General features: G+C 71.4%; 19 protein-coding genes. 18 read left to right on the plus strand and 1 reads right to left on the minus strand.

Annotated elements, in window-relative coordinates; all coding sequences use genetic code 11:
- From GA0115242_RS23980 to GA0115242_RS24050, 14 genes are all read left to right on the plus strand, one after another.
- Positions 1-1,880: peptidoglycan D,D-transpeptidase FtsI family protein (locus GA0115242_RS23980; protein WP_237549273.1), on the plus strand; the 1,880-nt coding region annotated here is incomplete at its 5' end.
- A gap of 26 nt (positions 1,881-1,906) precedes the next feature.
- A complete protein-coding gene (locus GA0115242_RS23985; protein ID WP_176729900.1) occupies positions 1,907-3,562 on the plus strand; it encodes a UDP-N-acetylmuramoyl-L-alanyl-D-glutamate--2,6-diaminopimelate ligase in 1,656 nt (551 codons plus the stop codon).
- A gap of 4 nt (positions 3,563-3,566) precedes the next feature.
- Positions 3,567-4,973 (plus strand): UDP-N-acetylmuramoyl-tripeptide--D-alanyl-D-alanine ligase, encoded by a 1,407-nt coding sequence (murF, locus tag GA0115242_RS23990; protein WP_093831810.1) that lies wholly within the window; start codon positions 3,567-3,569, stop codon positions 4,971-4,973.
- Positions 4,973-6,061: a phospho-N-acetylmuramoyl-pentapeptide-transferase gene (mraY, locus tag GA0115242_RS23995; protein ID WP_093831812.1), complete on the plus strand. Its 1,089-nt coding sequence runs from the start codon at positions 4,973-4,975 to the stop codon at positions 6,059-6,061. Before murF ends, mraY begins: the two co-directional genes overlap by 1 nt.
- Positions 6,043-7,485, plus strand: coding sequence for a UDP-N-acetylmuramoyl-L-alanine--D-glutamate ligase (murD, locus tag GA0115242_RS24000; RefSeq protein WP_093831814.1), 1,443 nt, complete (start codon positions 6,043-6,045; stop codon positions 7,483-7,485). Before mraY ends, murD begins: the two co-directional genes overlap by 19 nt.
- Before the next feature lie 72 nt (positions 7,486-7,557).
- The gene (gene ftsW / locus GA0115242_RS24005) at positions 7,558-8,922 is read left to right on the plus strand and encodes a putative lipid II flippase FtsW (RefSeq protein ID WP_093831816.1); all 1,365 of its coding nucleotides are present in this window, start codon (positions 7,558-7,560) and stop codon (positions 8,920-8,922) included.
- Between the two features lie 6 nt (positions 8,923-8,928).
- A complete protein-coding gene (murG, locus tag GA0115242_RS24010) occupies positions 8,929-10,026 on the plus strand; it encodes an undecaprenyldiphospho-muramoylpentapeptide beta-N-acetylglucosaminyltransferase (RefSeq protein WP_093831818.1) in 1,098 nt (365 codons plus the stop codon).
- A 47-nt stretch (positions 10,027-10,073) separates the two neighbouring features.
- Entirely contained in the window at positions 10,074-10,868 is a 795-nt protein-coding gene (locus tag GA0115242_RS24015) for a cell division protein FtsQ/DivIB (protein ID WP_093831820.1), read from the plus strand.
- A 277-nt stretch (positions 10,869-11,145) separates the two neighbouring features.
- Positions 11,146-12,348, plus strand: a complete 1,203-nt coding sequence (gene ftsZ, locus GA0115242_RS24025; RefSeq protein ID WP_093831822.1) for a cell division protein FtsZ — start codon at positions 11,146-11,148, stop codon at positions 12,346-12,348.
- Positions 12,345-13,082 (plus strand): peptidoglycan editing factor PgeF, encoded by a 738-nt coding sequence (gene pgeF, locus GA0115242_RS24030; RefSeq protein ID WP_093831824.1) that lies wholly within the window; start codon positions 12,345-12,347, stop codon positions 13,080-13,082. The genes ftsZ and pgeF overlap by 4 nt, the downstream gene beginning before the upstream one ends.
- Positions 13,083-13,088: 6 nt before the next feature.
- Entirely contained in the window at positions 13,089-13,808 is a 720-nt protein-coding gene (locus GA0115242_RS24035) for a YggS family pyridoxal phosphate-dependent enzyme (RefSeq protein ID WP_093831826.1), read from the plus strand.
- A 129-nt stretch (positions 13,809-13,937) separates the two neighbouring features.
- On the plus strand, positions 13,938-14,579 hold the full coding sequence (locus GA0115242_RS24040; protein ID WP_093831828.1) for a cell division protein SepF: 642 nt from the start codon (positions 13,938-13,940) through the stop codon (positions 14,577-14,579).
- Positions 14,580-14,656: 77 nt separating this feature from the next.
- Entirely contained in the window at positions 14,657-14,941 is a 285-nt protein-coding gene (locus GA0115242_RS24045) for a YggT family protein (protein WP_093831830.1), read from the plus strand.
- Between the two features lie 53 nt (positions 14,942-14,994).
- Positions 14,995-16,290 carry a DivIVA domain-containing protein gene (locus tag GA0115242_RS24050; protein WP_093831832.1) on the plus strand — a complete coding sequence of 432 codons (1,296 nt, stop codon included), beginning with the start codon at positions 14,995-14,997 and terminating at the stop codon, positions 16,288-16,290.
- A gap of 156 nt (positions 16,291-16,446) precedes the next feature.
- On the opposite strand, the gene ileS is transcribed toward GA0115242_RS24050, so the two are convergent.
- A complete protein-coding gene (ileS, locus tag GA0115242_RS24055) occupies positions 16,447-19,584 on the minus strand; it encodes an isoleucine--tRNA ligase (RefSeq protein WP_093831834.1) in 3,138 nt (1,045 codons plus the stop codon).
- Positions 19,585-20,176: 592 nt separating this feature from the next.
- Between ileS and GA0115242_RS24060 the strand changes: the two genes are divergently transcribed.
- The 4 genes from GA0115242_RS24060 (at position 20,177) to GA0115242_RS24075 (ending at position 23,677) form a co-directional block, all read left to right on the plus strand.
- Complete coding sequence (locus GA0115242_RS24060; RefSeq protein WP_093831836.1) at positions 20,177-21,529, plus strand: TraR/DksA family transcriptional regulator; 1,353 nt, start codon at positions 20,177-20,179, stop codon at positions 21,527-21,529.
- 60 nt (positions 21,530-21,589) lie between these two features.
- Positions 21,590-22,162, plus strand: coding sequence for a signal peptidase II (gene lspA, locus GA0115242_RS24065; RefSeq protein WP_093831838.1), 573 nt, complete (start codon positions 21,590-21,592; stop codon positions 22,160-22,162).
- Between the two features lie 94 nt (positions 22,163-22,256).
- Positions 22,257-23,201 carry an RluA family pseudouridine synthase gene (locus GA0115242_RS24070; RefSeq protein WP_093831840.1) on the plus strand — a complete coding sequence of 315 codons (945 nt, stop codon included), beginning with the start codon at positions 22,257-22,259 and terminating at the stop codon, positions 23,199-23,201.
- Positions 23,198-23,677: a GNAT family N-acetyltransferase gene (locus GA0115242_RS24075; protein WP_093831842.1), complete on the plus strand. Its 480-nt coding sequence runs from the start codon at positions 23,198-23,200 to the stop codon at positions 23,675-23,677. The genes GA0115242_RS24070 and GA0115242_RS24075 overlap by 4 nt, the downstream gene beginning before the upstream one ends.
- Positions 23,678-23,705: the final 28 nt, after the last annotated feature.

The following is a 23,705-nucleotide window of genomic DNA, read 5'->3' on the forward strand; positions in this document are numbered from 1 at the left end:
GCCCCGGCGCCCGCCCCGCCCGCCGCCCGGCCCCGGCCCGCTCCGCGGCACCCAAGGTGCTGCGCCTCGGCAGTCCACGCCCCCGGCTGCGGATGATCAGCCTGGCGCTGACCCTCGTGCTGATCGCGTTCGTGGTCAGACTGCTCCAGGTGCAGGCCGTCGACGCCAGCGAGTACGCGGCCAAGGCGGGGCAGAACCGCTACGTCGGCCACGTCCTGGCCGCCGAGCGCGGCGGCATCACCGACCGCAACGGCGTCGCCCTCGCCACCAGCGTGGACGCCTACGACCTCACCGCCGACCCGACGATGTTCGACCGCGAGCACCTGAAGATCGACGATGGTCCCGAGCAGGCCGCTGCCCTCCTCGCGCCGATCCTCGGCGTGGACCAGGAGGCGCTGCTCAAGAAGCTCCGCCCGGCCAACAAGGCGCTGCGCTACGTCCTGCTGGCCCGCCGCCAGACCCCGCAGGTCTGGACCCAGATCAAGGAGCTGCGCAGCGCGCTCGCCCAGAAGGCCAACAGTGACTCGTCCACCGTCAACGTGCTGGCCGGGGTCTTCGCCGACCCCAGCAGCAAGCGCGTCTACCCCAACGGCGACCTCGCCGCCGGGATACTGGGCTGGGTCAACGACGAGGGCAAGGGCGGCGGCGGCATCGAGCAGCAGCTCAACGGGCGGCTCTCGGGCAAGGACGGCAAGATCCGCTACGCCCAGTCCGGCGGTCGCCTGGTGCCCACCGCAGGGTCCACCGAGACGCCCGCGGTGCCCGGCAACGACGTCGAGCTGACGATCGACCGCGACATCCAGTGGGCCGCCCAGAACGCCATCAGCGAGCAGGTCGCGAAGTCGAAGGCGGACCGGGGCTACGTCATCGTCCAGGACACCCGCACCGGCCAGATCCTCGCCATGGCGGACTCGCCCGGCTTCGACCCGAACGACCTCTCCAAGGCCGACCCCGCGGCCCTCGGCAACGCGGCCCTCCAGGACGCCTACGAGCCCGGCTCCACCGCCAAGGTCATGTCCATGGCCGCCGTGCTGGAGCAGAACGTCGCCACCCCGCAGACGCACGTCGTGGTGCCCAACCGGCTGCACCGCGGCGACCGCCTCTTCAAGGACGACATCGACCACCCGACCTGGAACCTGACGCTCAACGGCGTCCTCGCCAAGTCCAGCAACATCGGCACCATCCTGGCCACGGGACAGCTCGGCAAGACCCAGCCCGAGGCCAACAAGGTCCTCTACAGCTACCTGCGCAAGTTCGGCCTCGGCGACTACACCGGGCTCGGCTTCCCCGGCGAGACCAAGGGCATCCTGGCCCCGCCGGACACCTGGTCGACCTCGCAGCAGTACACGATTCCTTTCGGCCAGGGCGTGTCCATCAACGCGCTCCAGGCGGCCTCCGTCTACTCCACCATCGCCAACGGCGGCGTCCGGGTCGCGCCCACCCTGGTGCGCGGCGAGAAGGGGCCCGACGGGCGCTTCACCCCGGCCGCCGAGCCGGAGAAGACCAGGGTGGTCAGCGAGAAGACGGCCAGGACCGTCGCCAGGATGCTGGAGTCCGTCGTCGACGACGAGCAGGGCACCGGCACCAAGGCCCGCATCCCCGGCTACCGGGTGGCGGGCAAGACCGGTACGGCCAACCGTGTGGATCCGGCCACCGGCAAGTACCGCGGCTACACCTCGTCGTTCGCCGGGTTCGCCCCCGCCGACAAACCGCGGATCACCGTCTACTGCGCCATCCAGAACGCCACCGAGGGCGGGTACTTCGGCGGCCAGATCTGCGGACCCATCTACAAGGAGGTGATGGAGTTCGCGCTCAAGACCCTCCAGGTCCCGCCCACCGGGGCCAAGGCAGCGAGCCTGCCCGTCACCTTCACGCCCTGATCAGCGCGACCAGTCAGGAACGATCCGTGACCATGATCACCCCCGACCCGGGGAACCGGGCGGGCACCGGCCCCTCGCTTCGCTCACCGGCGGGTCAGCCCGGTACGCTCACCGCCGTGCCACACGCTGATCACTCCCAAACCACCCAGAAGGGCGCTTCCGTGACCTATCCGGGACCGCCGCGACCGGTCCAGGTCTCCGCCACCTCCCTGGCGGAACTCGCCGATCAGCTGGCCGCCGCCGCGCCGGCCGGCGCCGCCGGGGTCACGGGCATCACCCATGACTCGCGCGCCGTGCGCCCCGGCGACCTGTACGCCGCCCTGCCGGGCGCCCGGCTGCACGGCGCCGACTTCGTCACCCAGGCCGCCGGACTCGGCGCGGTCGCCGTGCTGACCGACCCGACCGGCGCCGAGCGCGCCGCCGCCACCGGACTCCCCGTCCTGGTGGTCGACGACCCGCGGGCCGGGATGGGCGAACTGGCCGCCACCATCTACGGCCACCCGGGGCGCGACCTGCTCCAGATCGGCATCACCGGCACCTCGGGCAAGACCACCACCGCCTACCTCGTCGAGGGCGGTCTGAAGCGGGTCCGCAGCACCGGGCTGATCGGCACGGTCGAGATGCGCATCGGCGACGAGCGCATCAAGTCCGAGCGCACCACCCCCGAGGCCACCGACCTCCAGGCCCTCTTCGCGGTCATGCGCGAGCGCGGCGTCGAGGCGGTCGCCATGGAGGTCTCCAGCCACGCGCTGGTCCTGGGCCGGGTCGACGGCTGCGTCTTCGACGTCGCCGTCTTCACCAACCTCAGCCCGGAGCACATGGAGTTCCACTCCGACATGGAGGACTACTTCCAGGCGAAGGCGCAGCTGTTCACCCCCGCGCGCAGCAGGCTCGGCGTGGTCAACAGCGACGACGAGTACGGCCGGCGGCTCGCCAAGGAGTCCGGCGTCCCGGTCGTCACCTTCTCCGCCGAGGGGCACCCGGACGCCGACTGGCGCGCCGAGGACGTCCGGGTCGGCCCGATGGACGCCACCTTCACCGCGGTCGGCCCCGAGGGCGAGCGGATCACCGCGCGCTCGCCGCTGCCCGGCCCCTTCAACGTGGCCAACACCCTCGCCGCGATCGTCTCCCTGGCCGCCGCCGGGATCGACCCGCAGACCGCCGCCGACGGCGTCGCCGCGGTGCCCGGGGTGCCCGGCCGCCTGGAGCGGGTGGACGCCGGGCAGCCCTACCTCGCGGTGGTCGACTACGCCCACAAGACGGACGCCGTCGAATCCGTCCTGCGGGCCCTGCGCAAGGTCACCGAGGGGAGCCTGCACATCGTGCTCGGCTGCGGCGGTGACCGCGACACGACGAAACGCGAGCCGATGGGCGCCGCGGCCGCCCGGCTCGCCGACACCGCCGTGCTCACCTCGGACAACCCCCGCTCCGAGGACCCCCTCTCCATCCTCGCGGCCATGCTCAGGGGCGCCGCGTCGGTGCCCGCGCACGAGCGCGGCGAGGTGCAGGTCTTCGAGGACCGGGCCGCCGCCATCGCCGCGGCCGTCGCCAGGGCGCGGCCGGGGGACACCGTGCTCGTCGCGGGCAAGGGCCACGAACAGGGCCAGGACATCGCCGGGGTGGTGCGTCCCTTCGACGACCGCCAGGTGCTTCGCGAAGCTATCCAGCAGACCCAGGGATGAACTTGTGATCGCCCTCTCCCTCGCCGAGATCGCATCAGTCGTCGGCGGGCAGACGCACGACATACCGGATCCGTCCGTCCAGGTCACGGCCCAGGTCGTCCGGGACTCCCGCGAGGTGGTGCCCGGCAGCCTCTTCGTCGCCTTCACCGGCGAGCGGGTGGACGGCCACGACTTCGCCGAGCAGGTCGTCGGGGCGGGTGCCGTCGCCGTCCTGGGGTCCCGCCCGGTCGGCGTCCCGGCGATCGTCGTGGACGACGTCCAGGCCGCCCTCGGCGCCCTCGCCCGGCACGTCGTGCACCGCCTCGGCGCGACCGTCGTCGCCCTCACCGGCTCCGCGGGCAAGACCAGCACCAAGGACCTGATCGCGCAGGTGCTCCAGCGCGCGGCCCCCACGGTGTGGACGCCCGGATCCTTCAACAACGAGATCGGGCTGCCGCTGACCGCGCTCAGCGCCACCGACGAAACCCGGTTCCTGATCCTGGAGATGGGCGCCCGGGGCATCGGGCACATCCGCTACCTCACCGGTCTGACGCCCCCGAAGGTCGGCCTCGTCCTGAACGTCGGGACCGCCCACATCGGCGAGTTCGGCGGCCGGGAGCAGATCGCCGTCGCCAAGGGCGAGTTGGTGGAGTCGCTGCCGGCCGACGGCACCGCGATCCTCAACGCCGACGATCCGTTGGTCCGGGCCATGGCCTCCCGAACCCAGGCGAAGGTGCTCCTTTTCGGAGAGTCGGCCGAAGCGGACGTTCGCGGCGAGAACGTGCGACTCACGGACAGCGGACAGCCCGCCTTCAGGCTCCACACACCCTCCGGTGCAAGCGATGTGACCATGCGCCTGTACGGTGAGCACCACGTGTCGAACGCGCTCGCCGCGGCAGCCGTCGCCCATGAGCTGGGCATGTCCGTAACAGAGATCGCCACCGCGCTCTCCGAGGCGGGCTCCCTCTCCCGCTGGCGGATGGAGGTCACCGAGCGCCCGGACGGTGTGACGATCGTCAACGACGCCTACAACGCCAACCCCGAGTCCATGCGGGCGGCCCTGCGCGCGCTCGCGGCCATGGGCAGGGGACGGCGGACCTGGGCGGTGCTCGGCAAGATGGCCGAGCTGGGGGACGAGGCGCTCACCGAGCACGACGCGATCGGACGGCTCGCCGTCCGGCTCAATGTCGGGAAGCTCGTCGCGGTCGGGGGCAGGGAAGCGTCCTGGCTGCAACTGGGCGCATATAACGAGGGTTCGTGGGGTGAGGAGTCGGTGCACGTGTCCGACGCACAGGCGGCGGTCGACCTGGTGCGCAGCGAATTGCGCCCGGGAGACGTCGTACTCGTGAAGGCGTCCCGGTCGGTCGGTCTGGAGAGTGTGGCGCAGGCTCTCCTGCAGACCGGTGCCGAGGGTGAGGTCGCTGCCCGATGATGAAGCAGATCCTGTTCGCAGGAGTCATTGGTCTGTTCCTCACGCTGATCGGCACCCCGCTGCTGATCAAGCTGCTGGCCCGCAAGGGCTACGGGCAGTACATCCGCGACGACGGCCCGCGCGAGCACGCCAGCAAGCGCGGTACGCCGACGATGGGCGGTATCGCCTTCATCCTGGCGACCGTCGCCGCGTACTTCCTGTCCAAGGTGATCACCACCTGGACCACCGACAAGGCGGCCACCCCGACCTTCTCGGGCCTGCTGGTCCTCGGCCTCATGGTCGGCATGGGCATGGTCGGCTTCCTGGACGACTACATCAAGATCGTCAAGCGCCGCTCGCTCGGTCTGCGGGCCAAGGCCAAGATGGCCGGCCAGCTCACCGTCGGCATCGCCTTCGCGGTCCTCTCGCTCCAGTTCGCCGACGCCCGCGGCAACACCCCGGCCTCCACCAAGCTGTCGTTCATCACCGACTTCGGCTGGACGATCGGCCCGGTGCTGTTCGTGGTCTGGGCGCTGTTCATGATCCTCGCCATGTCCAACGGCGTGAACCTCACCGACGGCCTGGACGGCCTCGCCACCGGCGCCTCCGTCCTCGTCTTCGGCGCCTACACCTTCATCGGCGTCTGGCAGTACCAGGAGTCCTGCGCCAACGCGCAGACCCTCACCAACCCCAACGCCTGCTACGAGGTGCGCGATCCGCTCGACCTCGCGGTCGTCTCGGCCGCGCTGATGGGCTCCTGCCTCGGCTTCCTGTGGTGGAACACCTCGCCCGCCAAGATCTTCATGGGCGACACCGGTTCGCTGGCGCTCGGCGGTGTGGTCGCGGGCCTCGCGATCCTCTCCCGCACCGAGCTGCTCGTCGCCATCATCGGCGGCCTCTTCGTCCTCATCACCATGTCGGTCGTCATCCAGGTCGGCTCCTTCCGGCTCACCGGCAAGCGCGTCTTCCGGATGGCGCCACTCCAGCACCACTTCGAACTCAAGGGCTGGTCAGAAGTGCTCGTGGTGGTCCGGTTCTGGATCATCCAGGGCATCTGCATGATCGTCGGCCTCGGCCTCTTCTACGCGGGATGGGCAGCGGACAAGTGACCTCCTCGGTGTCCTACGGACCGCCGGAACTCCAGGGCAAGCACGTCACCGTCGCCGGGCTCGGCGTCTCCGGCGTCCCGGCGGCCAGGGCGCTGCACGCGCGCGGCGCGCGGGTCACGGTCGTCAACGACGGCGACGACGACCGGGCCCGCGCCCAGGCCGCCGAGCTGGAGGCGCTCGGCGTCACCGTCCGGCTCGGCGACGGCGCCACCCTCCCCGAGGGCACCGACCTCGTCGTCACCGCCCCCGGCTGGCAGCCCGGCAAACCGCTCTTCACGGCGGCCCGCGCGGCCGGGGTGGAGATCTGGGGCGACGTCGAGCTGGCCTGGCGGCTGCGCGGCCCCGGCGCCGCCCCCTGGCTCGCCGTCACCGGCACCAACGGCAAGACCACCACCGTCCAGATGCTGGCCTCGATCCTGGCAGCGGCGGGACTGCGCACGGCCGCCGTCGGCAACATCGGCGTCTCGCTGCTCGACGCGGTCCTCGCCGACGAGCCGTACGACGTCCTCGCCGTCGAACTCTCCAGCTACCAGCTGCACTGGGCGCCCTCGCTGCGCGCCGACTCGGCCGTCGTCCTCAACCTCGCCGCCGACCATCTCGACTGGCACGGCTCGATGGAGGCGTACGCCGCCGACAAGGGCCGTGTCTACGAGGGCAATCGGGTCGCCTGCGTCTACAACGCCGCCGACCCGGCCACCGAGGACCTGGTGCGCGCGGCGGACGTCGAGGAGGGCTGCCGGGCCGTCGGGTTCACCCTCGGGCCGCCCGCGCCGTCCCAACTCGGCGTCGTGGACGGCATCCTGGTCGACCGCGCCTTCGTCGAGAACCGTCAGAAGAACGCGCAGGAGCTCGCCGAGGTCTCCGACGTCCGGCCGCCCGCGCCGCACAACATCGCCAACGCGCTCGCCGCGGCCGCCCTCGCGCGGGCGTTCGGCGTGCCCGCCAGGGCCGTTCGGGACGGGCTCAGGAACTTCGCCCCGGACGCCCACCGCATCGCGCACGTGGCCGACGTGGACGAGGTGGCCTACGTCGACGACTCCAAGGCCACCAACACCCATGCGGCACAAGCCTCGTTGGCGGCCTACGAGTCCATCGTGTGGATCGCGGGCGGCCTCGCCAAGGGCGCGACCTTCGACGAACTGGTCGTCGCGTCCGCGAAGCGGCTGCGGGCGGTCTTGCTGATCGGCGCCGACCGGGCCCTGATCCGCGAAGCCCTGGCGCGACACGCCCCGGAAGTACCCGTCGTCGACCTCGACCGGACCGACACTGGGGCGATGCTCGCGGCCGTCCGCGAGGCGCGCCGGCTCGCGCAGCCGGGCGACACGGTGCTGCTGGCCCCGGCCTGCGCCTCGATGGACATGTTCGCCAACTACAACAAGCGCGGTGACGCGTTCGCGGAGGCCGTCCGCGGACTCGGCGCCTGACCCGGCCGCCTGCCGGGCGACCCTGGGAGGGACGCGTGGGATCGTCGAGGCCGACGTACAGCGGAGGACCCGATGCCCGGTAGCCGCACCGGACGGCCGCCCGTGCAGCGGGCCGCGCGACGGCCCGCCGCCGCCCGCAGGCCGCCGCGCGAGAACCCCGTGCGCCGGACGTACCTCAACGCCAGACGGGCCTGGGACCGGCCGCTGACGGCCTACTACCTGATCCTCGGCGGCAGTCTGCTGATCACCGTCCTCGGTCTGGTGATGGTCTACTCGGCCTCCCAGATCACGGCGTTGCAGATGTCCCTGCCCGGCTCCTACTTCTTCCGCAAGCAGCTCCTCGCCGCGGTGATCGGCGGCGTGCTGATGTTCGCGGCCTCCCGGATGCCGGTGAAGCTGCACCGCGGCCTCGCCTACCCGATCCTGGCGGGGTCCGTCTTCATGATGGCGCTGGTGCAGGTGCCCGGGATAGGGATGTCGGTCAACGGCAACCAGAACTGGATCTCCCTCGGCGGCTCCTTCCAGATCCAGCCCAGCGAGTTCGGCAAGCTGGCGCTCGTCCTGTGGGCCGCCGACCTGCTGGCCCGCAAGCAGGACAAGAACCTCCTCAACCAGTGGAAGCACATGCTGGTGCCGCTGGTCCCGGTCGCCTTCCTGCTGCTCGGACTGATCATGCTCGGCGGCGACATGGGCACCGCGATCATCCTCACGGCGATCCTCTTCGGACTGCTCTGGCTGGCCGGTGCGCCGACCCGGCTCTTCGCCGGAGTGCTGTCGGTCGCCGCCCTGCTCGGTGTGATCCTCATCAAGACCAGCCCCAACCGGATGGCCCGGCTCTCCTGCATCGGCGCCACCGAACCGCAGTCGGGCCCGGTCGACTGCTGGCAGGCCGTGCACGGCATCTACGCCCTGGCCTCCGGCGGGATCTTCGGCTCGGGGCTCGGCGCGAGTGTGGAAAAATGGGGTCAACTCCCCGAGGCCCACACGGACTTCATCTTCGCTGTCACCGGCGAGGAACTGGGTCTCGCGGGGACGCTGTCGGTGCTCGCCCTCTTCGCGGCTCTAGGCTATGCGGGTATCCGCGTGGCCGGACGCACGGAGGACCCCTTCGTCAGGTATGCCGCGGGAGGCGTGACGACGTGGATCACGGCGCAGGCCGTGATCAACATCGGTGCGGTGCTCGGCCTGCTGCCGATCGCCGGCGTCCCCCTCCCGCTGTTCTCCTACGGAGGATCCGCCCTGCTGCCGACCATGTTCGCCATCGGGTTGATGATCGCCTTCGCGCGTGACGAACCCGCTGCGCGGGCGGCGCTTTCCCTGCGGCAACCCCGCTTTGGTAGAAAGCGGGCGGGAGGCGCCAAGCTGGTGCGGGGGCCTCGGAGATGGAACACGATGCGACGGCGTGCCTCGGCGGCGCGTTCGTCCGGAGAGCGGTGAATTTCGGTGCATGTCGTACTCGCCGGTGGGGGGACCGCCGGCCACATCGAGCCCGCGCTCGCCCTCGCGGACGCCCTGCGCAGGCAGGACCCGACCGTGGGGATCACGGCCCTGGGCACGGAACGTGGTCTGGAGACGCAGCTCGTCCCGCAGCGGGGGTACGAACTCGCGCTGATCCCGGCCGTGCCGCTGCCCCGTAAGCCCACCCCCGAGCTGATCACCGTCCCGGGCCGGCTGCGCGGCACGATCAAGGCCACCGAGCAGATCCTGGAGCGCGTGAAGGCCGACGCCGTGGTCGGCTTCGGCGGCTACGTGGCGCTGCCCGGCTATCTGGCCGCCAAGCGGCTCGGGGTGCCGATCGTGATCCACGAGGCCAACGCGCGCCCCGGCCTGGCCAACAAGATCGGCTCGCGCTACGCGGCCCAGGTGGCCGTCTCCACGCCCGACAACAAGCTCAGGGGCGCCAGGTACATCGGCATCCCGCTGCGCCGCTCCATCGCCACCCTGGACCGCGCCGCGGCCCGTCCGGAGGCACGCGCGCAGTTCGGGCTCGACCCCAACCTGCCCACGCTGCTGGTCTCCGGCGGTTCGCAGGGCGCCCGGCGGCTCAACGAGGTGGTCCAGCAGGTCGCCCCGTGGCTCCAGCAGGCCGGTATCCAGATCCTGCACGCGGTCGGCCCGAAGAACGAACTGCCACACGTGCAGCAGATGCCGGGAATGCCCCCCTACATCCCGGTAAGTTACGTGGACCGGATGGACCTCGCGTACGCCGCGGCCGACATGATGCTCTGCCGCGCGGGCGCGATGACCGTCGCCGAACTCTCCGCCGTCGGGCTCCCGGCCGCCTACGTCCCGCTGCCCATCGGCAACGGCGAACAGCGGCTCAACGCCCAGCCGCTGGTGAAGGCGGGCGGCGGACTGCTGGTCGACGACGCGGAGCTGACGCCCGACTGGGTGCGCGGCAACGTCCTTCCCGTGCTCGCCGATCCGCACCGGCTGTACGAGATGTCCCGCGCCGCCGCCGAGTTCGGCCGACGGGACGCCGACGACCTGCTCGTCGGCATGGTGTACGAGGCGATCAACGCCCACCGTGCACAGCACTAGGAACGGCGCGGGGGCGCGGATCCCCGTCTAGGTGAAGGGCAGGGAGCGTGGCCGGACCGACCACCGCCGAACGCGGTGAACGCCAGCAGGAGTCGTCCGGCCCGCCCCTCGTCCGAAGGCTCGGGCCGCGACGGATCCGTACGATCATCATTCTTGCCCTCGGTGCCGCGCTCCTCGGGGCGGGCGTCGTCTGGGTGTTGTACGGATCGCAGTGGCTGCGCGTCGAACGCGTGTCGGTCTCCGGGACCGCGGTCCTGACCCCGGGTCAGGTGCGCGAGGCGGCCGACGTCCCGGTCGGGGCGCCTCTGGTCTCCGTCGACACCGACGTCATCCGGTCACGTCTCGTGCGCGAACTCACCCGCATCGACACGGTCGAGGTGGCGCGATCCTGGCCCCATGGAATCCGTCTGAAAGTCACCGAACGCGTGCCGGTCCTGACGGTCCAAAAGGGCGGAAAATTCGTCGAAGTGGACCGTGGCGGTGTGCGTTTCGCCACGGTCGACAAGGCGCCCGCGGGTGTTCCCGCACTGGAATTGACGCTCTCCCGCACCGCGTCGTCCGCGACCGGTATGCGCCGCTTCGGCGAGGACCGGCTGGTGCGCGAGGCGGTGCGGGTGGCGGGCTCGGTGCCCACTGCCGTGCGGCACGTCACCCGCACCGTCAAGGTGCTTTCCTACGACGACATCTCGCTGGTGCTGCGCGGCGGCAGGACCGTCGCGTGGGGAAGTGGCGAGAACAGTGCGGCGAAGGGGCGTACGCTCTCGGCTCTGATGAAAGCGGCCCCGGACGCCCGGCACTTCGACGTGAGCGTTCCCACCGCCCCGGCCTCGGCGACGAGTTGACGCACATTCGCCCAGGCCAGCACCCTGGTTGGGCAGCGCTATGGCTGATCACATAGGGTGAAAAGAAAAACGGGAGGTTCGGCGTGTTCGTTGAACGCGCGCCACTTGTCGACTTAGTGTCCTGTTCGGAAGAGTCCAGCGAACAGTCACACTGGTAACCCTAAACTTCAACGTTAGGGTTCGGGTCGGCGAAACGGACCGTCCCATTCGGCATCAGTCGTCGGATCGCATCCCCCGCGGGGCGACGACACGTAACTCGAGGCGAGAGGCCTTCGACGTGGCAGCACCGCAGAACTACCTCGCAGTCATCAAAGTCATCGGTGTCGGCGGCGGTGGTGTCAATGCCATCAACCGGATGATCGAGGTCGGTCTCAAGGGCGTCGAGTTCATCGCCATCAACACGGACGCGCAAGCTCTGTTGATGAGCGACGCCGACGTCAAGCTCGACGTCGGTCGCGAACTGACGCGCGGACTCGGCGCAGGCGCCAACCCGGCCGTCGGCCGCAAGGCCGCCGAGGACCACCGCGAGGAGATCGAGGAGGTCCTCAAGGGGGCCGACATGGTCTTCGTGACGGCAGGCGAGGGTGGTGGCACCGGCACCGGTGGCGCCCCCGTCGTGGCCAACATCGCGCGCTCCCTCGGCGCCCTGACCATCGGCGTGGTCACCCGCCCGTTCACCTTCGAGGGACGGCGCAGGGCCAACCAGGCCGAGGACGGCATCGCCGAACTCCGCGAAGAGGTCGACACCCTCATCGTCATCCCGAACGACCGGCTGCTGTCCATCTCGGACCGCCAGGTCTCGGTCCTCGACGCCTTCAAGTCGGCGGACCAGGTCCTGCTCTCCGGTGTCCAGGGCATCACCGACCTCATCACCACCCCCGGCCTGATCAACCTCGACTTCGCCGACGTCAAGTCCGTGATGTCCGAGGCCGGTTCGGCCCTCATGGGCATCGGCTCGGCCCGCGGCGACGACCGCGCGGTGGCCGCCGCCGAGATGGCGATCTCCTCGCCGCTCCTCGAGGCGTCCATCGACGGCGCCCGGGGTGTCCTGCTCTCCATCTCCGGCGGCTCCGACCTCGGCCTGTTCGAGATCAACGAGGCCGCCCAGCTGGTCAGCGAGGCCGCCCACCCGGAGGCCAACATCATCTTCGGCGCGGTCATCGACGACGCGCTCGGCGACGAGGTCCGGGTCACCGTCATCGCGGCCGGGTTCGACGGCGGCCAGCCGCCGGCCCGCCGGGACACCGTCCTCGGCTCGGCCTCGGGGTCCTCCCCGGCCCGCCGCGAGGAGCCCGCCCCGGCGCGGCAGCCCGAGAGCCGTCCGTCCTTCGGCTCGCTCGGCAGCGTCACGCCGAAGGAGGAGCCCGCGCCCGCCCCCGAGCCGGTCGTCGAACTCCCGGTCGCCCCGCCCGTCCCGCCGTCGCGCACCTACTCGGACAGCGCGGCCGAGGAGCTGGACGTGCCGGACTTCCTCAAGTGATAGGACGGCGCTCCGCCACGGGCACCGAGAACGGCGCGCACTTCGCCTTCACCGACAGGTGGGGCGGGGTGAGCGCCGTTCCGTACGAGGAGCTCAACCTCGGCGGCGCGGTCGGTGACGATCCGCGGGCCGTGCGGGCCAACCGCGCGAGCGCGGCGGCCTCCCTCGGCCTCGACGCCGGGCGCGTGGTGTGGATGAACCAGGTGCACGGCGCCGACGTCGCCGTCGTCGACGGACCCTGGGGCGAGCGCCCGGCCCCCGAGGTCGACGCCCTCGTCACCACCCGGCGCGGACTCGCCCTCGCGGTGCTCACCGCCGACTGCACGCCGGTCCTGCTGGCCGACCCGGTCGCCGGTGTCGTCTGCGCGGCCCACGCGGGGCGGCCCGGCATGGTCGCCGGGATCGTCCCGGCCGCTGTCCGGGCCATGACCGAACTCGGCGCCGATCCCGCCCGGATCGTCGCCCGCACCGGACCCGCCGTCTGCGGCCGGTGCTACGAAGTGCCCGAGGAGATGCGCGCCGACGTGGCGGCCGCCGAACCCGCGGCGCACGCCGAGACGAGCTGGGGCACTCCCGCGGTCGACGTGACCGCCGGGGTGCACGCGCAGCTCGAACGGCTCGGGGTGCGCGACCGGGAACGGTCGCCGGTGTGCACCCGCGAATCGGACGACCACTTCTCGTACCGCCGCGACCGCACCACCGGTCGGCTCGCGGGCTATGTCTGGCTGGACTGATGGGGCATGACGGACCGTAAGGACGAACTCGCCGGAAACCTGGCGAAGGTACGGCGGCGCATCGCCGCCGCGTGTGAGGCCGCCGGGCGTGAGCCGGCGGAGGTGACCCTCGTCGTCGTCACCAAGACCTATCCGGCGAGCGATGTGCGGCTGCTCGCCGGACTCGGGGTGCGGCACGTCGCCGAGAACCGCGACCAGGACGCCGCGCCCAAGGCCGCCGCCTGCGCCGACCTGCCGCTCAGCTGGCACTTCGTCGGCCAGTTGCAGACCAACAAGGTGCGCTCCGTGGTCGGTTACGCGGACGTCGTGCAGTCCGTCGACCGGGTCAGGCTGGTCACCGCGCTGTCGAAGGAGGCGGTGCGGGCGGGGCGCGAGACGGGCTGTCTGCTCCAGGTCGCGCTCGACGCCGGGGCCGACGGCCGGGGCGAGCGCGGTGGCGTGGCGCCGGGCGGGATCGGGGAGTTGGCCGACGCCGTCGCCGCGGCACCCGGGCTGCGGCTGGACGGGCTGATGACCGTCGCCCCGCTCTCCGGGGAGTTCGCGGGGCGGCAACGGGCGGCGTTCGGGCGGTTGATGGATTTGTCGACTGACCTGCGCAGAGCCCATCCGGCTGCGAACATGGTCTCCGCAGGGATGAGCGCGGACCTCGAGGACGCCGTTGCTGCCGGGGCGACACATGTGCGCGTCGGGAGCGCGGTACTCGGAGTCCGTGCCGGGCTCGGGTAACGTCGCCAGGAAGTCGGACCACAGCAGAAAATATGGTCATTCTCGCCGAAAGGCGGGCTTAACGACCACGTGGATCACGGGCACTTGGCAGTAGTCGGTCGATCCACCACAGAGCGGAGGACTCAGAGCATGGCCGGCGCGATGCGCAAGATGGCGGTCTACCTCGGCCTCGTGGAGGACGATGGGTACGACGGCCGGGGTTTCGACCCCGATGACGACTTCGAGCCCGAGCTCGACCCTGAGCTGGAGCGGGACCATCGACGGCACGAGCCGTCCCATCAGTCACATGCCGTACATCAGTCCCAAAGGGACGAAGAGGTGCGAACCGTCCAGCCGCAGGCGGCGCGTGAGCCGGTCGCCCGGTCCGCTTCGCTCGCCGCGGAATCCGGTCGTCCGGCGCGGATCGCGCCCGTGGCGTCCATCACACAAGAACGTGCCAGCCTGGAGAAGAACGCACCGGTGATCATGCCCAAGGTCGTGTCGGAACGAGAGCCGTACCGGATCACCACACTCCACCCGCGGACCTACAACGAGGCCCGTACCATCGGGGAACACTTCCGTGAGGGCACCCCGGTGATCATGAATCTGACCGAGATGGACGACACCGACGCGAAGCGACTTGTCGACTTTGCCGCCGGTCTTGTGTTCGGTCTGCACGGCAGCATCGAGCGGGTGACGCAGAAGGTGTTCCTGTTGTCGCCTGCTAACGTCGATGTCACGGCGGAGGACAAGGCCCGCATCGCAGAGGGCGGGTTCTTCAACCAGAGCTGAGACGCACCACCGGAAGTGGCACCAAGCGGTACAGCTAGTAACGAGCACGGGTAACAGGGGAGAGGGAAGCGCGAGTCATGAGCGTGGTTCTGGATGTCGTCTACATCGCGCTGATGTGCTTCCTCATCGTGCTCATCTTCCGGTTGGTCATGGACTATGTCTTCCAGTTCGCCCGCTCGTGGCAGCCCGGCAAGGCGATGGTGGTCGTTCTGGAGGCCACTTACACTGTCACTGATCCACCGCTCAAGCTTCTGCGGCGGGTCATCCCGCCGCTGCGTCTCGGGGGCGTGGCGCTCGACCTGTCCTTCTTCGTACTGATGATCATCGTCTACGTCCTGATCTCGATCGTGATCAGGCTGTGAGCGATGTGACCTACCGTCTTGCCGAATGCCGACGACTACGTTGAGGTGAAGAGATGCCGTTGACCCCCGAGGACGTGCGGAACAAGCAGTTCACGACCGTCCGCCTCCGAGAAGGCTATGACGAGGACGAGGTCGATGCCTTCCTCGATGAGGTCGAAGCCGAACTGACCCGGCTGCTCCGCGAGAACGAGGACCTGCGCGCCAAACTGGCCGCCGCGACGCGTGCCGCTGCCCAGAACCAGCAGAACATGCGCAAGCCTCCGGAGAACCAGGACCAGCAGCAGGGCGGCATGCCCCAGCAGGGTGGAATGCCTCCGCAGGGCGGCATGCCCCAGCAGGGCGGGATGCCGCCCCAGCAGCAGGGCATGCGCGGTCCCGGGGCTCCGGTCCCCGCCGGCATATCTGGCCCGCCGCAGCAGCAGATGGGCGGCCCCATGGGCGGCCCGCCCCAGCTGCCGAGCGGTGCGCCGCAACTGCCCGCGGGCCCCAGCGGCCAGGGTGGACCCCAGGGTCCCGGGCAGATGGGCCAGGGCCCGATGGGTCAAGGCCCCATGGGCCAGGGTCAGATGGGCCAGGGCGGTCCGATGGGCCAGGGCCCCATGGGTCAGAACCAGCTGGGTCAAGGCCCCATGGGCCAGGGCCAGATGGGGCAGGGCCAGCTCGGCCAGCCGCCCATGCAGCAGCAGATGGGCGGCCCGATGGGTGGCCCCATGGGCGGTCCGATGGGCGGCCCCGGTCAGGGTGGCCCCGGTGGCGACAGCGCCGCGCGCGTTCTCTCGCTCGCCCAGCAGACCGCCGACCAGGCGATCGCCGAGGCGCGCTCCGAGGCCAACAAGATCGTCGGCGAGGCCCGCAGCCGCGCCGAGGGTCTGGAGCGTGACGCCCGAGCCAAGGCCGACGCCCTGGAGCGGGACGCGCAGGAGAAGCACCGTGTCGCCATGGGCTCCCTGGAGTCCGCGCGCGCCACGCTGGAGCGCAAGGTCGAGGACCTGCGCGGCTTCGAGCGCGAGTACCGGACCCGCCTGAAGTCGTACCTGGAGTCGCAGCTGCGTCAGCTGGAGACCCAGGCCGACGACTCGCTGGCCCCGCCGCGCACCCCGGCCGCCGCCTCCCTGCCGCCGTCCCCGGCGCCTTCGATGGCTCCGGCCGGCGCGAGCGCCCCGTCCTACGGCGGCAACCCGAGCATGGGCGGTGGGCCCAGCCCCGCTGCGCCGTCCTACGGCGGTCAGCAGCAGATGTCCCCGGCGATGACCCAGCCCATGGCTCCGGTCCGCCCGCAGGGGCCGTCCCCGATGGGTCAGGCGCCGTCGCCGATGCGCGGGTTCCTGATCGACGAGGACGACAACTGACAGCCACGGCTACGCCTCAGGCGTCGGCAGCGTTCCACAGGGCGGGGCCCCGGATCTGATCCGGGGCCCCGCCCTGTTGCCGCCCGAAGGTCCGCGCACGCAGAGGGCCCGGCCTCCCCGCTGAGGGGAGACCGGGCCCTTCGGTGTGCCGCCGGGTTACGCCTTGCGGAGGCGGAAGACGAGGGAGAGGCCCTCGTCGGTGAACGGCTCGCCGTAGCCGCCGTCCGCCTCGCCCTGGGCGAAGTCGGGCGCCAGGACCTCGTCCGCGATCAGGCCCGCGTGCTCGGTCAGCGCCGCGATGACCGCCGGGTCGGTGGAGGTCCAGCGCAGGGCGATCCGGTCGGCCACGTCCAGGCCGCTGTTCTTGCGGGCCTCCTGGATCAGCCGGATCGCGTCCCGGGCCAGGCCCGCCCGGCGCAGCTCCTCGGTGATCTCCAGGTCGAGGGCGACCGTGGCACCGGAGTCGGACGCCACCGACCAGCCCTCGCGCGGGGTCTCCGTGATGATGACCTCGTCGGGGGCGAGCGCCACCGTCTCGCCGTCGACCTCGACCGTCGCCGTGCCCTCGCGCAGCGCCAGCGACAGGGCCGCCGCGTCGGTGTGCGCGATGGCCTTCGCGACGTCCTGGACGCGCTTGCCGAACCGCTTGCCCAGGGCGCGGAAGTTGGCCTTCGCCGTGGTGTCGACCAGGGAGCCGCCGACCTCGGAGAGGGACGCGAGCGACGTGACGTTCAGCTCCTCCGTGATCTGCGCGTGCAGGTCGCGGTGGAGGGCGTCGAAGCCGGTCGCCGCGATGAGCGCGCGGGAGAGCGGCTGACGGGTCTTCACCCCGGACTCGGCGCGGGTGGCGCGGCCCAGCTCGACCAGCCGCCGCACCAGCACCATCTGCTTCGACAGCTCGGGGTCGATCGCCGCGAGGTCCGCCTCCGGCCAGGTCGACAGGTGGACCGACTCCGGGGCGCCCGGGGTGACGGGCACGATCAGGTCCTGCCAGACCCGCTCGGTGATGAACGGGGTGAGCGGGGCCATCAGCCGGGTCACCGTCTCGACGACCTCGTGCAGGGTGCGCAGCGCCGCTTTGTCGCCCTGCCAGAAGCGGCGCCGGGAGCGGCGGACGTACCAGTTCGACAGGTCGTCGACGAACGCCGACAGGAGCTTGCCCGCCCGCTGGGTGTCGTACGACTCCAGGGACTCGGTCACCTGGTCGGTCAGCGCGTGCAGCTCCGACAGCAGCCAGCGGTCGAGCAGCGGGCGCTGCGCGGGCGCGGGGTCGGCCTCGCTGGGCGCCCAGCCGGAGGTGCGGGCGTACAGGGCCTGGAAGGCGACCGTGTTCCAGTAGGTCAGCAGCGTCTTGCGGACGACCTCCTGGATGGTGCCGTGGCCCACCCTGCGGGCCGCCCAGGGCGAACCTCCGGCCGCCATGAACCACCGGACGGCGTCGGCGCCGTGCTGGTCCATCAGCGGGATCGGCTGGAGGATGTTGCCCAGGTGCTTGGACATCTTCCGGCCGTCCTCGGCGAGGATGTGGCCGAGGCAGACGACGTTCTCGTAGCTGGACCGGTCGAAGACCAGCGTGCCGATCGCCATCAGCGTGTAGAACCAGCCGCGGGTCTGGTCGATGGCCTCGGAGATGAACTGCGCCGGGTAGCGGCTCTCGAACAGCTCCTTGTTCTTGTACGGGTAGCCCCACTGCGCGAACGGCATCGAACCCGAGTCGTACCAGGCGTCGATGACCTCGGGCACGCGCGTGGCCGTCTTCGCGCACTGCGGGCAGGCGAAGGTGACGGCGTCGATGAACGGGCGGTGCGGGTCGAGGTCCGACTGGTCGGTGCCGGTCAGCTCGGTCAGCTCGGCGCGGGACCCGACGCAGGTGAGGTGGTCGTCCTCGCAGCGCCAGATGGGCAGCGGGGTGCCCCAGTAGCGGTTGCGGGAGAGGGCCCAGTCGATGTTGTTGTTCAGCCAGTCGCCGTACCGGCCGTTCTTGACCGTGTCCGGGAACCAGTTCGTCTTCTCGTTCTCTTCGAGGAGACGGTCCTTGACGGCGGTGGTGCGGATGTACCAGGACGGCTGCGCGTAGTACAGGAGCGCGGTGTGGCAGCGCCAGCAGTGCGGGTAGCTGTGCTCGTAGGGCAGGTGCCGGAAGAGCAGGCCGCGCGCGTCGAGGTCGGCGGTGAGCTTCTCGTCCGCCTTCTTGAAGAAGACGCCGCCGACCAGCGGGAGTTCGTCCTCGAAGGTGCCGTCGGGGCGGACCGGGTTGACGACCGGCAGCCCGTAGGAACGGCAGACCTTGAGGTCGTCCTCGCCGAAGGCGGGGGACTGGTGGACCAGACCGGTGCCGTCCTCGGTGGTGACGTACTCGGCGTTGACGACGTAGTGCGCCGGGGCCGGGAACTCGACCAGCTCGAAGGGGCGCCGGTACGTCCAGCGCTCCATCTCGGCACCGGTGAAGGAGGCCCCGGTGGGCTCCCAGCCCTCGCCGAGCGCCTTGCCGACGAGGGGTTCGGCGACGACGAGCTTCTCGGTGCCGTCCGTCACGACCACGTAGCTGACGCCGGGGTGGGCGGCCACGGCGGTGTTGGAGACCAGCGTCCACGGGGTGGTCGTCCACACCAGGAGGGCGGCCTCGCCGGCCAGCGGGCCCGAGGTGAGCGGGAAGCGGACGTACACCGACGGGTCGACGACCGTCTCGTAGCCCTGGGCCAGCTCGTGGTCGGAGAGGCCGGTGCCGCAGCGGGGGCACCAGGGGGCGACGCGGTGGTCCTGGACCAGCAGGTCCTTCTTGAAGATCTCCTTCAGGGACCACCAGACGGACTCGATGTACTCGGGCTCCATGGTCACGTACGCCTCGTCGAGGTCGACCCAGTAGCCCATGCGGGTCGTCAGCTCGGAGAAGGCGTCGGTGTGCCGGAGCACGGAGGCGCGGCACTTCTCGTTGAACTCGGCGATGCCGTACGCCTCGATGTCCTTCTTGCCGGAGAAGCCCAGCTCCTTCTCCACCGCCAGCTCGACCGGCAGGCCGTGGCAGTCCCAGCCGGCCTTGCGGGCCACGTGGTGGCCGCGCATGGTGCGGAAGCGGGGGAAGACGTCCTTGAAGACGCGGGCCTCGATGTGGTGGGCACCCGGCATGCCGTTGGCGGTGGGCGGGCCCTCGTAGAAGACCCACTCGGGGCGTCCCTGGGACTGTTCCAGGCTCTTGGCGAAGATCTTCTGCTCGCGCCAGAAGTCGAGCACGGCGTGCTCGAGGGCGGGCAGATCCACCTGGGCGGGGACCTGGCGGTATGTCGGCGTTGTCATCAGCGGGCTTCCTCCGGCGGACTTGCTGCCTTCCGTCCGGAGGGACGAGAGCTGTGACGATCCCTGCGCCGCCTCGGCGCGCTCCCGCGGTACCACCCTCCTTGACCCTCCGGAGCCTTCCGTGCTCCGGTGAGCCCCCTCATTGGGGCGCGATGCCGGTTCTACTGACCCGCTGACGGGTGTTCCTCCGACGGCTCCGGGGTGATCTTCGCGTCGTGCCGGCCCCCGGGCTTCCACCGTCCCCGGGTCGCTCTGGGCTGCGTGCGGCGCTACTCGTCCCCATCCATGCTGCTCGCTCCGCCCAGTGTACGGCGCCGCGCGGACAGTGGCCGACCGGTTTTCCCGGGGCGGCGGACGGGGCGGTGGCGGGGGTCGGCGTGCCCCGAACGGCCGGGTACGACCGTTCGCATCCTGGGACGTCCCGTTCCGCGGATTACCCCGCGGGGAGCTGGGCACAACGGATGCAGGCTCGGTGGGCCCGGCGTGAGCCGGGCGAATCGGGCGATGTGACCCGTTGCCGCGGGAGGAAAGTCGATTTATCGTCCCAGCACGACGCGCGTGCAAGATCACAAAGTGTGAAGGGGCCGCGGCCATGGTGGCGAAGAAGACGGCAGCCGGGAGAGCCGCGGTGGAGAAGTCCGACGCCACCGCGGGCGGCGCGGGCGCGGCCGGGGGGCGCGCGGAGGAGGCTGCCGGGGGGTCAGCCGACCCCGGGGCTCGGAAGACCGCCACCGGGGCCGGGAGAAACGTCACGAAGAAGGCCGCGGCGAAGAAGGCCGTCCCCGGGAAGAAGGGCGTCGCCAAGAAGGCCGCCGTGAAGAAGACCGCGGAAACCAGGGCTGTCGCGAAGAAGACGGCAGCTGAGACCCCCGCGAGGAAGGCTGCGGGGACCAAGGCCCCAGGGACTAGGGCCGCCGGGAAGACCAAAGCGACCGAGACCGCCGCGAAGAAGACCGCGGGGACCAAGACCGCGGCTGCCGAGGCGGCGGGGACGGAGACCGGGGGGACCAGGACCGCGGCTGCGGAGGCCGTCGGGAAGAAGGCTGCGGGGGCCGAGGCCGCGGGGACATCGGCCTCCGCCGGGAAGAAGGGCGTGGCGCGGAAGGCCGGGACTTCCAAGGGGTCGGCGGCCAAGACCGGGACCTCCAAGGGGTCGGCGGCGAAGGGCGGGACCTCCAAGGGGTCGGCGGCCAAGACCGGGACCTCCAAGGGATCGGCGGCGAAGGGCGGGGCCTCCAAGCGGTCGGCGGCGAAGAACCGGGCCTCCACGGGCTCGGACGGGACAACCGGGGCCGGGGCCTCCACGGGCTCCGGCAGGGACGTTCCGGCGGAGAAGGGCGCGGTGGCGGGGAGAGCCGCCGCGGACGGTGGGGCCGGGGAGGGAACGGCGCGGGACAGGGCGGCCGGCGAGAGCACGGCCACGGCAGCGGGCGCGGCGAGGGCCGCGAAGCAGACGGGAGCCACGACGGTGGTTGCGAAGAAGACTCCGGGCACGGCCACGGCGGCCCAGACCGCCGTCCCCAAGGCGCGCGTCGTCACGGCGGAACCGGGCGAGCTGGCGGTACGGCCCGGTGAGGAGCCCTGGACGCCCGCCGAGGTCGAGGAGGCGCGCGCCGAGCTGCTCACCGAGGGGGCGCGGCTGCGGGCCGAGATCACCTCGTCCGAGAAGTCCCTCGCGGGCCTGATGCGCGACTCGGGGGACGGCGCCGGGGACGACGACGCGGACACCGGCACCAAGAACATCACGCGCGAGCACGAGATGGCGCTGGCCGCCAACGCCCGGGAGATGCTCCAGCAGACCGAGCACGCCCTGCAACGGCTGGACGCCGGGACCTACGGCCTCTGCGAGAACTGCGGCAACCCGATCGGCAAGGCCAGGATGCAGGCGTTCCCGCGGGCCACCCTGTGCGTCGAGTGCAAGCAGAAGCAGGAACGCCGGTACTGAGGCCCCGGCCCGGCGTGTCGTACCCTCGTCCTCAGTCAGGCACCTAGCTGAGGGACTCACGTGGCAGAGGCGGAGCGCATCATCGGTACGCCGGATATCCCCGAGACGGCGGGGGCCGAGCCGGAGCAGTCCGCGGCGCGGCCCAGGGGCAGGCGCCGGATCGCCGTGCTGTTCGCGGTCGCCGTCTTCGCCTACGCCCTCGACCTGGCCAGCAAGATGATCGTGGTCGCCAAGCTGGAGCACCACGCGCCCGTCGACGTCGTCGGGGAGTGGCTGCGGTTCGAGGCGATCCGCAACCCGGGCGCGGCCTTCGGGTTCGGGGAAGCCTTCACCGTGATCTTCACGATCATCGCGGCGACCGTCATCGTGGTGATCGCCCGGCTGGCCCGCAAGCTCTACAGCCTGCCCTGGGCGATCGCGCTCGGGCTGCTGCTCGGCGGTGCCCTCGGCAACCTCACCGACCGGATCTTCCGCTCGCCCGGCGTCTTCCAGGGCGCCGTCGTCGACTTCATCGCGCCCAAGGGGTTCGCCGTCTTCAACCTGGCCGACTCGGCGATCGTCTGCGGCGGCATCCTGATCGTGCTGCTGTCCTTCCGGGGCCTCGACCCGGACGGGACCGTCCACAAGGACTGAGCCGCCGCCCGCCGGTGCCCGGAGCCGCCCCGTGCGCGGGGTCCGGGCCGGGCGCGCGGTCGGGAGTGTCGGACCCGTCCGGCATACTCGACGGGTGAGCACCGTTCCCGATATCCGCAGCCTGCCCGTGCCCGACGGCCTGGAGGGCGAGCGCGTCGACGCCGCCATCTCCCGCATGTTCGGCTTCTCCCGCACCAAGGCGGCCGAGCTGGCCGCGGCGGGCAAGGTGCAGGTCGACGGCGCCGCGGTCGGCAAGTCCGAGCGGGTCCACGGCGGGGCCTGGCTCGAGGTCGAGATGCCCCAGGCGCCCGCGCCCGTGCAGATCGTCGCCGAGCCCGTCGAGGGCATGGAGATCGTGCACGACGACGACGACGTCGTGGTCATCGTGAAGCCGGTCGGTGTCGCCGCCCACCCGTCGCCCGGCTGGACCGGCACGACCGTCATCGGCGGCCTCGCGGCGGCCGGGTACCGCATCTCCACCTCGGGCGCCGCCGAGCGCCAGGGCATCGTGCACCGCCTCGACGTCGGCACGTCGGGGCTGATGGTGGTCGCGAAGTCGGAGCGCGCGTACACGTCGCTGAAGCGCCAGTTCAAGGAGCGCACGGTCGACAAGCGCTACCACACGCTCGTCCAGGGCCACCCCGACCCGACCAGCGGCACCATCGACGCCCCCATCGGCCGCCACCCGCAGCACGACTACAAGTGGGCCGTCACCGCCGAGGGCAAGCCGTCCGTCACGCACTACGACCTCATCGAGGCGTTCCGCTCCGCCTCCCTCCTGGACGTGAAGCTGGAGACCGGGCGCACCCACCAGATCCGCGTCCACATGTCCGCCCACCGCCACCCCTGCGTCGGCGACCTCACCTACGGCGCCGACCCGACGTTCGCCAAGCGGCTCGGCCTGACGAGGCAGTGGCTGCACGCCATGCGGCTCGGTTTCGAGCACCCCGGGGACGGCGAGTGGGTGGAGTTCGCCAGCGACTACCCGGCCGACCTCCAGCAGGCCCTCGACCGCGTCCGTGAGGAGACCTACGCGTGAGCGGGAGCGCGTACACCGTGCGGATCGTCGGCGACCTCGCCGACCGCGAGGCCGCCTTCGCGGTGCGCAAGGAGGTCTTCGTCGGCGAGCAGGGCGTGCCCGAGGACCTGGAGTACGACGCGTTCGACGAGCCGGGCGCCGACGCCGTCCACCTGCTCGCCGTGCGGGACGACGGGCTGCCGCTGGGCACCGGGCGGCTGCTGTACGGGCCCACAGCGGCCGACCGGACCGGCGGTGACACGACCGTGGGCTCCCTGGGGCGGCTCGCGGTGACCGCGCACGCGCGCGGGCTCGGCGTGGGGGTCGCGCTGGTGCGGGCCATCGAGGACGTGGCACGCGCGCGGGGGCTCACCGCCGTCGATCTGCACGCGCAGACCCGGGCGCTCGGCTTCTACGAGGGGCTCGGCTACGAGGCGTACGGGCCCGAGTACCCGGAGGCGGGAATCCCGCACCGGGCCATGCGGCGCGCGCTGTAGCCGGGGGCCTGACCGCTCGCGGCGGGGC

The sequence above is a fragment of the Streptomyces sp. SolWspMP-5a-2 genome (assembly GCF_900091845.1).
In the GTDB taxonomy this organism is placed as follows: Bacteria; Actinomycetota; Actinomycetes; order Streptomycetales; family Streptomycetaceae; genus Streptomyces; species Streptomyces doudnae.